The organism is Candidatus Desulfolinea nitratireducens, from assembly GCF_982879505.1.
In genome coordinates this window covers 1-10,259 of the sequence record NZ_CEYOSI010000123.1, presented here as the reverse complement: position 1 = coordinate 10,259, position 10,259 = coordinate 1, and the positions used below count along the sequence as shown (strand labels likewise).

Here is a 10,259-nt window from a genome sequence, read left to right as displayed (position 1 = left end):
GCTTCCTGAGCAAACGCTGAAAATTATCGAGAAATACAAGATGTTCACCCCCAAGGAGAAAATCCTTGTCGCCGTTTCGGGCGGAAAAGATTCCCTTGCTCTCTGGGATATACTCCAGATTCTTGGCTATCAGGCAGATGGGCTATATATTGCTCTCGGTATTGACGAGGGGATTAACTACTCGGCCGAATCTCAACGGCTGACGGAAAAATTCGCAAATGACCATGATCTGAAATTGCATGTCGTGAATATTGAATCTGATTACGGGACAGATCTCCCGATGCTGGCCTCCAATACCAAACGCGGACGAGATAAACCCTGCTCCTCCTGTGGCTTGATCAAACGCCATGAAATGAATCGGATTGCCCGAGATTTTGGTTATGATGTCCTTGCCACGGGGCATAATCTTGATGATGAAGCTGCAACTCTCTTCTCGAATACTCTCCAATGGAATGGCGATTACCTCTATCGGCAGGGACCTGTCCTCCCTGAAAAGGATGGCCTTGCCCGCAAGGTAAAACCGCTATTCCGCTTTTATGAGCGTGAGATGGCGGCTTATACCTTTTTACGCGGCATCGATTATATTTACGATGAATGCCCTTTTGCAGAGGGGTCTACTTCAACCGAATATAAAGAAATCCTCAATCAGTTGGAAAATCAGCATCCGGGGGCAAAACTGCATTTCTTTGTCAAATTTCTCTCTGCAAAAAAGAAGGGGCTTTTTGCTGAACCCACCCGCGAGATCGTTCCGGAGCTGCATATTTGCCCCTCTTGCGGTCAGCCCACCTCCGCACGCGATTTTTGCACATTTTGCAGGATGATGGGGAAGGGCAGTGATCGGTAAAATTAGTACACAGTAACCAGTGTTAATGGAATCGGCTTTTTGCTGAACAATCACCCATTACACAGAGCCAAGCCAAGATCACACCTGATGCTACGCTCCAGATACAGTCGCGTGACCCGGTATCCTGTTCCTTGAGTATCCCAAAAAGGAAATTACGATGAGTTATCAAAAAATACCTAATTTACCACGACGTTTGCGAAATGGCTTGGATGAAGCAGCTGATTTGCTGGAAAAATATGGGCAACCTGAAGAGGCGTTAGAATTTCTTCTGGACCTTAATCAACACTATCCTCGACAAGCGGATGTTTTAAGCATGATGGCAAACGCTTATCTTGATTTAGGTGATAAGCGCGGCTATTTGAATACTATGTATATGTTGCATAAAATTATGCCAAATAGAGGCGATGTTAAATTTGGTTTGGCGGGGGCGTATATGTCAGAGGGGAGGTATGCTTTAGCCTACCAGACCTTTGGCGAATTTCTAAAAAAATGGAAGCACCACGAGCGGACCAAGGATGCTGAAGATGCACTCCTGATGTTAAAAGAGAATCTTGATGATATTCTGGCTCAGTTAGGTCTTGATTTTGAAAATGGACTGAAGTTTGCCTCCCAGCATGAACTTTTGCAAGTCTTTATGGGCTTGGGTGAGTATCAGCAGTGTAAGAAACTTGCAATACGACTGATTAAAGAACGCCCCAATTTTACGCCAACTTTTAATAATTTGAGTCAAGTTTCCTGGTTGGAAGGCGACCTGAACGAAGCCATTGAATATTCCTTGAAGACGCTTGAAATAGAGGAAGATAATGTCCATGCACTTTCTAATCTTACGCGTTTTTTGTTTATAAGGGGTGAAGAGGAAGAGGCTCTTATCTATGCTGAACGATTGGTTGCTTCAAAAGCGGATGCATCTGAGTTGTGGATAAAAAAGATAGAAGCTCTTTCTTTTGTTCGCGATGATGAAGGCGTTCTAGCAATCCTTAAAGAAGTGGAGAAAGCAAAAGAGATTAATTTATTGGATTATGCTGCACTTCATTGGATTGCGGTAGCATTTTATGATAATGGAGATATTAAATCTGCTCGTGATTATTGGGGAAAATCTCTCCAGATTGATCCGTACTTTTCGCTTGCCAAAGCAAATTTTGATGCTTTGGATTTGCCAGAAACCAATCGTGATTGTCCCCAGGTCTTTACAATGGATATGTGGCTTTCGCGCAAAACGGTTAAGGACCTGGCGTCTGCTGTTGGGAAAGCAGCTTCTAAAAAAGAAGAAGATGATGAGACTTTTCGTAAGGTAGTGGTAGATTTCTTCGACAAAAGACCAGAGATTATCCGTTTCGTTTCTATGGCATTGAGTTGGGGCGATGTAAAGGCGAAAGAAACAGCTTTGTATTTTTCGGATATGTCTGGACACCCAGAATTGCTTGACCTGTTAAAAGCCTTTGCGTTGGGGGAATCAGGCACAGATAGCTCGCGCATCGAAGCATCTCAAATCCTCACAAAGCATGGAGTTTTCACTGCAAACGAAAACGTAGAATTATGGCTAAAGGGGGAACGGAAAGAATTGATGATGATGAACTATGAAATTTACTATGGTTCGGAAGAAAATGATATTCCCTTCAATTCAAAAGTTATGCGGTTAATAGAGCGTAGTATGGATGCTTTGCATGATAAGGATGGTGTGGAAGCCGAACGATACTTACGCCAAGCCTTGACGAAACATCCTGATAATCCCACTTTATTAAATAATTTGGCAGGTGCTCTCTACATGCAAAATAGAGAAGAAGAAGCAGAGGTGCTTATAAGCCGTATTGCCAATGATTTCCCTGATTACTTTTTTGGGCAACTTACCGCAGCAAGAAAAGCTATTAATGCAGGGGAGTTGGAAAAGGCAATAGGATTTATAAAGAAAATGGCTTCAAAGAAAAAATTACACGTCACCGAATTTAGCGCATTATGTGCTGTCCAAATATCTTTTTTCATTGAGGATGATAAACCAGAAGGAGCCCTTACCTGGTATGAAATGTGGGAAAAAGGTTATCCTGAAGACCCGAAATTAGATGACTATGCTGAACAGATAGATATGATTAGAGTGATGGGCAAGATAAAAAATCTTGTGGGTGACAATAAGAAGCGTAAAAAGAAAAAAAACAAGAGATAATAACATGCAACAATATCCCTCCGGGAATTTCCTCCCAAAGGGATATTTGTTTTTACTGACCACTAGAAACTAAATACTGATGACTTAATCTACGCTGTTTCCAAATATCGTTCAACTTCCCAATCTGAAACTTTCATGCGGTGTTCTTCGATCTCAGCCCATTTCGCGCGCGAGAATGCTTCATAAGTCTCTTTGCCAAGTGCGTTTCTGACGACGTCGTCGTTTTCCAATTCACGCATTGCTTCAGCAAGGGAGCCTGGCAGCGATTCGATGCCTTTCTCCACAAGTTCTTCGGGGGTAAGGTGATAGATATTGACATTATTCATGGGGGCAGGAACAGTCATCTCATTGTCGATCCCATCCAATGCTGCACCCAGCATGGTTGCAATTGCCAAATATGGATTCGCGGAGGGATCGGGGAAGCGCAATTCAGCGCGGACAGCCTTATCTCGTCCCTCGTTATGGCGTGGGATGCGGATCAGCGCCGAGCGATTGGTCTGCGCCCAGCCAATATAAACCGGTGCTTCATACCCGGGCACCAAACGTTTATAGGAGTTGATCGTTGGAGCACATACCGCTGTCAATGCGCGGGCATGTTTCAACTGCCCGGCAATGAAACTGTAGGCTAGTTTTGAGAGTTTGAACTCATCGCTATCATCAAAGAAGAGATTTTCTCCCTGCTCATTAAATAGCGATTGGTGGCAGTGCATCCCGGAGCCATTAACGCCATAAATCGGTTTTGGCATAAAGGATGCCACCAAACCGTTTTGTGCGGCGATTGCCTTGACGGTATATTTAAGGGTCAGGATATTATCAGCTGCGCGCAATGCATCTCCGTAACGGAAGTCGATCTCATGTTGACCAAGAGCCACTTCGTGATGGCCCACCTCGACATCTAATCCCATGATATCGAGAGCTTCCATCAACTCAGTGCGCACGCGTACAGCTTCATCGTTGGCGGAGAAATCGAAATAACTGCCTACATCGTGTGGGACAGGGTGAACGCCTGAGCCGTTTCCACGTTTGAATAGGAAAAATTCAGGTTCAGGCCCGATATTCAACATCCAGCCACGCTCAGAGATTTTTGCCAGCATCCTCTTCAAGGTCCCGCGCGGATCGCCTTCAAAAGGCGTGTTATCGGGCATATAAATGTCGCAAAAGACGCGTGCCCGGCGACGTTCCTCCGGTGACCAGGGCAAAACGGCATAGGTATCCTGATCAATTGTCAGACGCATATCGCTTTCCTGAATACGTGCAAAACCTTCCACCGACGAACCATCAAACCAGGCTCCATCTTCGAGGGCGTCAGGGAAATTTCGCACTGGCATATCCACTGATTTGACCGTGCCGGTCACATCCGAAAATTGCAGTGAAATAAATTTGACATTATCTTCTTTGATCTTGTTGAGCAGTTCTTTCTTATCCATTTTTTTCTCCTTAAATAAGTTGGATAAATTGACTATTCAAACTGCGCTGGTTTGTTGAAGCGCAGATAGTGGATAAATTAAATGGTTTTGGTAGCTTCCGCTTCGAGCGTAGCTTTGGGCTTGCCAATGACCGACCGGTTGCCTCTGGCAGTTGTGATCAGGATCACAGCCCCGAGGATGATTATCGCGGCGAGTACCGTTCTTCCGTTTAGCGCCTCATGTGCCACCCATGAACCGAGTAATATCGCGATGATCGGGTTTACATAGGCATAGGTGGAAACCAATGAAATCGGTGCATTTTTGAGTAGATAGGCATAGGCCACAAATCCGCCCAGTGAGCCAAAAACGGTAAGATAGACCAAGGCGATCCACGAAGTGCTCTCTACCATGCCAATGGTGAAGCCCCCCCATTCGCCACGAAAAGTGGCCACAATGAACATGCCTATGCTGCCGATCAGCATTTCTGCGCTAGTGGTCATCAACGAAGATGAGGGCAAATCTGCGCTTTTACTATAGACTGATCCCAACGACCAGAGCAATGCGCCAACAGGCAGGGCGATCAATCCCAGCGGATGCAAAGCGCCGATTTCGCTGCTCAATTCACCGGGTCCGATCATGAAGGCGACCCCACTAAAACCAAGCATCAGTCCAATAATTGCTTTAACCGTTGGTTTTTCTCCACCAGGACGCATGGATTCGATGATCACCATCCAGATGGGGACAGTGCTGATCAGCAACGATGAAATCCCTGAAGGGACATATTGTTCTGCCCAAAGGAGGAGACCATTCCCTCCCAGAAGCAGCAATAAGCCAATAATGCCTGCATCACGCCATTGTCGGCGGGTAGGAAGGGAGTCACCTTTTGAGATTCTCCAGATAAATAAAACCAATCCTGCGGTGATAAAGCGCATCCCACCAGCCATGAAGGGAGGGATGGTTTTTACAACATAGAGGATGGCCAGATAGGTTGAGCCCCAGATCAAATAAACGGAGATCAGGGCTAACCATATGCGGGTGTTTGGTTTGAGAGTTGCCATGTATTATGACCTTCTTGTACTTTCCCCATGATGGGTGAGGTTTGGATGGGGGTGTTGAGCCATTTCCCAACCGAGAATGGCTTTTTTACGGGCGCTGCCAAAGGCATAGTTACCGAATTCTCCTGTTGCGCGGATGACGCGATGACAGGGGATCAGCATGGGAATCGGGTTTCTGGCTACAGCGTTGCCTACAGCCCGGGATGCTTTGGGTTGGTTGATAGAGACTGCGACTCCCTGATAGGTATTTACCTGTCCAGCCGGGATGCGCAGCAAGGCTTCCCAGACTTGAATTTGAAAATTCGTACCTCGCAAGTCCAGGCTCAGGGGCGTTTCGCCAGCTTTGGCGGGCGAAAAAATCTTTTCGACAAAGGTCCGCGTGTGAGCGGCATCCTCAACCAGAGTCGCCTGTTGCCATTCTTTGTGCAGGTTTTTCAGAGCCTCTTTTTCTGTATCGAAAGAGATATTGCAGATCCCACGTTCGGTAGCGGCCAGCAGGCACTGTCCAAAGGGAGTCGGGTGGCTGCCAAAACGGATTGTAAGACCCGCGCCCTTATGCTTATATTCTCCAGGAGTGATCGCTTCGGTTTGGACGAAAAGATCATGGAGCCGGCCAGGACTGGAGAGGCCGGTTTTATAGGTCACCTCGAGCAGGCTATTGGCGTTTGATAGCAATACTTTGGCGTTCTCTTTGGTCAGAAATTGCAGGAATCGTTTTGGGCTGATGCCGACCCAGCGTGTGAAAAGACGCTGAAAATGATATTCGCTCAGATTGACACTTTCGGCGATTTCTTTGAGTGTGGGTTGGCGACGTTGATGCAATTCGATAAAGTGGATTGCTTTTTCGATTATGGCATAATCCGTTGCAGCTTGTTGGAAATCATAGTTTATTTCATTCATGTGTATCACTCCTTGAAGATTGTTTACCTTTCTCCAAGTATAGGTTTTCTGCTTGAGAAAACCACCCGATTCTTGCGGATATCTCCCTTATAGTTCATGATTTTTTATTATCCTTGTCCAATAAAAAAAAGGTATGCCTGTGCAGGCATACCTTTAAAATAGACAAAGTCTCTTAAAAAAAGCAGCCCTTCCAAAATATATAAACAGGTACAGCTATCCTGTATCACTGTATTGTCCTTGTGGCGCACGTTGCCGCACGCTTTTCAGATCATACTTTCTTTGGAAGGGAGAAGGGAGCATGTGACCATGCTCCAAAGGCATCCGCTGATCTATCCGATTTTCAGACCTTACCCCTGACCCTCTCCTAAAAGGAGAGGGAAAGCCCTTAGCGCGTCCCTCGCGAGACGGAACCTTCACCTCGTAACCCCGATCAATCGGGGTCCAGCCGCTGGTTCTCCATATTCAATTGTTAAACCCTGTAAAGGGTAACCCCGCGCATGCCGTGTGCTGCTATGTTTTGAACCTGTTTTCACAGGTGGGTTCTTCGACAGAAGTCTCGCCTTGGCTCTAGCCTATCGCGTTAGTTCTGAAAGAGTGGAACCCTTTAAGTACGTGTTGGTACAAAACTTTGAGTGCAACATCACTTGCACAGCAGGGTCAGTCTTCTTATACCATAAAGTCAATATGCTGGGTAGGGATAAATTAAAAATGTAGGGTTATTCTCAGCATCAATTCTATGAAAGCTATTTCCGGTTTATGGATAAACCCGTTTGATCGTCCTCGGGAAAGGGATTGTTTCGCGGATATGATCGGTGCCGCAGAGCCAGGCGACCGTTCTTTCGACACCCATCCCAAAACCGGAATGGGGGACTGAGCCGAATTGGCGGAGTTGCAGATACCACTTGAAGGACTCTTCAGGTAGCCCATGCTCGTGGATGCGTTGCAGCAACAGGTCGGGGTCAGACATGCGCTCAGAACCGCCGGTGATCTCTCCGTATCCCTCGGGAGCGAGCAGATCCACGCTCTTGCAGGCTTCGGGGCGACCGGGCATCGGTTCCATATAGAAGGCTTTGACCTGGGTCGGATAGCCGTAGACGAAAAGGGGCTTATCGAATTTCTTGGTCAGCACAGTTTCGTGCCTTGCGCCAAAATCCATGCCCCATTCGATATCGAGTAAGGCTTTTTCTTCGGGGTCTTCTGTTTCAGCCTGAATTTCTTTGATCATCTCAACGGCTTTATCGTAGGAAATACGCGGGAAAGGGACATCAACCTGTTCCAGAGCGGAGAGATCACGACCGAGAGATTCCAATTCTACGCGTCGTTCTTTGAGAACACGCTTGACAATATGTGTGACAAACTGCTCTTCAATTTCCATGAGCTGGTCTAAATCACAGAATGCGACTTCTGGTTCGACCATCCAGAACTCTGTCAGGTGACGACGGGTTTTGGATTTTTCAGCGCGGAAGGTTGGGCCAAAACAATAGACTTTGCCAAAGGCAAAGATATTGGCTTCGTTATAAAGCTGACCGGTTTGAGCGAGGTAGGCTTTTCCCTCGTCAAAGTATTCGGTTTCAAAGAGGGTGGTTGTCCCCTCAGCAGCGGCAGGGGTCAGGATGGGAGTATCCATCAGGATATAGCCATTGGTATCGAGCCATTCTCGGATCGCGCTGATGACCGTGGCGCGGATACGGAGGATCGCCCATTGGCTTGGCATCCGGATCCAGAAGTGGCGATTATCAAGGGCGAAATCTGCGCCATGCTCCTTGAGGGCCATCGGATAATCCTCATTCGCGGCCTGGATCACGCTGAAGGCGCTGATCCCGATCTCGTAGCCGCCTGGCAAGCCGGGGGCGCGTTTGTCCGCCCGGACTGTCCCTGTGATGACGACTGAAGATTCCTGCGGAATATGACTGATCGTCTCGAAAAGCTCCTCGGATAAGTCGCCATTAAAAGCTACACATTGGACAAACCCTGAGCCGTCACGAACAAGCAAAAAGGCGAGCTTTCCTTTGCCAGTGCGTTTGTAAACCCAACCCTGAATGGATACTTCTTCGCCATCGTATTCCGCAATATCATTTACGCTGATGATTTTCATTTTTTTCCTCTACATGCAGGGGTGGGCCTGAAACACACCTCCGCAATAATTTACTCTCTAAGCTTGATATGTAATTCTACCAATTGTTTCTCTTCTGCGGGAGAAGGAGCATCACCCATCACATCCCGGGCATTTTGATTCTTGGGGAAGGCGATCACCTCACGGATATTTGGCGCACCTGCGAGAAGCATCACGAACCGATCCATGCCAATGGCGATCCCGCCGTGGGGTGGGGCCCCATATTGAAAGGCTTCAAGCATATGGCCAAAACGTTCCTTGGCTACATCGGGATCAAGCCCGATCAGTTTAAAAACCTTCTCCTGCAAATCGCCCTGGTGGATTCGGATTGAGCCACCGCCGACCTCATAATTATTCAGGACCATATCATATTGCTGACCGCGTGCCTTGGCGGTATCTTTTTCCAGCAAGGGGATATCTTCGGGCATTGGCGAGGTGAAAAGGTGGTGGCTGGGGTCCCAGCGTTTTTCATCCTCGTTCCAGAAGACAAAGGGGAAATCGGTGATCCAGCAGAAGCCGAGGAGATTGGGGTCGCGCAGTTCAAGCAGGTCGCCGAGGTGGACCCGCAAACGTCCGAGCGATTCAAACATGACCTCGGTTTGGTCGGCAACAAAGAGCAGGAGGTCGCCATTTTTCGCTTCCATCTTTTCTAGGATCGCATCTTTGACATTTTCCGTTAAGAATTTCGCGAAAGATGAGCGCATTTCACCCGTGCTGGTCAGTGCCATATAAGCGAGTCCTTTTGCGCCGCCATTGGCCTTGACGTAGTCTGTGAGCGCGTCAATCTTCTTGCGGGAATAATCACCCAACCCCTTGGCGTTGATCCCGCGCACCTCGCCACCGGATGCGATTGTTTCTTCAAATACGCCGAATCCGCAGTTGGCAACGAGGTCGCCGATATTGACCAATTCCAGTCCAAAGCGGATATCAGGATTATCTTTCCCAAAGCGTTCCATCGATTCCTGATATGTGATCCGCGGCCAGGGGGAGGCGAGGAGTTTCTTTTCAGGTACGACGCTTGCCACCAATTCGGTGAACATTTTCTCGGCGAGACCCATCACGTCATCGCGCTCGACGAAGGACATCTCGAGGTCGAGTTGGGTGAACTCCGGTTGGCGGTCGCCGCGCTGATCTTCATCCCGGAAGCAGCGTGCGATCTGGAAATATCGTTCCACTCCAGCCACCATCAACATCTGTTTGAGCTGTTGTGGAGATTGGGGAAGCGCATAAAATTGTCCGGGATGCACCCGTGAGGGAACTAAATAATCCCGGGCGCCCTCGGGTGTGGTTTTGAAAAGGATCGGGGTTTCGATATCGAGGAAACTTTGCCCATCCAGATAATCACGAATAAACTTGATCGTATGGTGACGCAGCTCAAGATTGTGACGCATGGTATCGCGGCGCAGGTCGAGATAACGATATTTCAGCCGGAGATGCTCATCCACTTCCTCGTCTTTGTTGATCAGGATCGGCAGCATCTTGGCTTTATTCAAAACCTGGACGCTTTTTACGGCAACTTCGATCTCGCCTGTATCAAGATTTGGATTGGTTGCACCTTCCATGCGTGCCCGCACCTTTCCGGTCACTTGCAATACCCATTCGGAGCGGGCTTCTTTGAGGGGTAAAAGCTCCTGATTAACTTCGGGATTGCCAACAACCTGAACGATTCCAAAGCGGTCACGCAGATCAATAAAGGTTACGCCGCCGTGGTTACGAAAATTATGAACCCAACCGGCCAGAGTGACAGTCTCCCCGATCTGGGATGAGCGTAATTCGCCGCAAG

The 10,259-nt window shown here is 47.8% G+C and carries 7 protein-coding genes and 1 other RNA gene; 2 read left to right on the top strand and 6 right to left on the bottom strand.

All coding sequences use genetic code 11. The features are described 5' to 3' along the window. A partial coding sequence (locus AC3DOM_RS11390) for a PP-loop family protein (protein ID WP_487919168.1) occupies positions 1-844 on the top strand: 844 nt, incomplete at its 5' end. A gap of 157 nt (positions 845-1,001) precedes the next feature. Next, on the top strand, positions 1,002-3,002 hold the full coding sequence (locus tag AC3DOM_RS11385) for a tetratricopeptide repeat protein (protein ID WP_487919167.1): 2,001 nt from the start codon (positions 1,002-1,004) through the stop codon (positions 3,000-3,002). A gap of 89 nt (positions 3,003-3,091) precedes the next feature. Here the strand turns inward: AC3DOM_RS11385 and AC3DOM_RS11380 are convergent, their stop codons facing one another. The 6 genes from AC3DOM_RS11380 to aspS form a co-directional block, all read right to left on the bottom strand. Next, positions 3,092-4,429, bottom strand: coding sequence for a glutamine synthetase family protein (locus tag AC3DOM_RS11380; RefSeq protein WP_487919166.1), 1,338 nt, complete (start codon positions 4,427-4,429; stop codon positions 3,092-3,094). 77 nt (positions 4,430-4,506) lie between these two features. After that, a complete protein-coding gene (locus AC3DOM_RS11375) occupies positions 4,507-5,466 on the bottom strand; it encodes an EamA family transporter (protein ID WP_487919165.1) in 960 nt (319 codons plus the stop codon). Positions 5,467-5,469: 3 nt separating this feature from the next. Next, complete coding sequence (locus AC3DOM_RS11370) at positions 5,470-6,363, bottom strand: methylated-DNA--[protein]-cysteine S-methyltransferase (RefSeq protein ID WP_487919164.1); 894 nt, start codon at positions 6,361-6,363, stop codon at positions 5,470-5,472. 484 nt (positions 6,364-6,847) lie between these two features. Beyond that, a non-coding RNA gene (gene ssrS / locus AC3DOM_RS11365) (6S RNA) lies at positions 6,848-7,024 on the bottom strand. Between the two features lie 93 nt (positions 7,025-7,117). Beyond that, positions 7,118-8,458, bottom strand: a complete 1,341-nt coding sequence (gene asnS / locus AC3DOM_RS11360) for an asparagine--tRNA ligase (protein ID WP_487919163.1) — start codon at positions 8,456-8,458, stop codon at positions 7,118-7,120. Positions 8,459-8,508: 50 nt separating this feature from the next. Then, positions 8,509-10,259: aspartate--tRNA ligase (gene aspS, locus AC3DOM_RS11355; protein WP_487919162.1), on the bottom strand; the 1,751-nt coding region annotated here is incomplete at its 5' end.

Bases quoted from the DNA above. Each gene is read 5' to 3' on its own strand.
- AC3DOM_RS11380 (WP_487919166.1), bottom strand. From the start codon at position 4,429: ATGGATAAGAAAGAACTGCTCAACAAGATCAAAGAAGATAATGTCAAA.
- asnS (WP_487919163.1), bottom strand. From the start codon at position 8,458: ATGAAAATCATCAGCGTAAATGATATTGCGGAATACGATGGCGAAGAA.
- AC3DOM_RS11385 (WP_487919167.1), top strand. From the start codon at position 1,002: ATGAGTTATCAAAAAATACCTAATTTACCACGACGTTTGCGAAATGGC.
- AC3DOM_RS11375 (WP_487919165.1), bottom strand. From the start codon at position 5,466: ATGGCAACTCTCAAACCAAACACCCGCATATGGTTAGCCCTGATCTCC.
- AC3DOM_RS11370 (WP_487919164.1), bottom strand. From the start codon at position 6,363: ATGAATGAAATAAACTATGATTTCCAACAAGCTGCAACGGATTATGCC.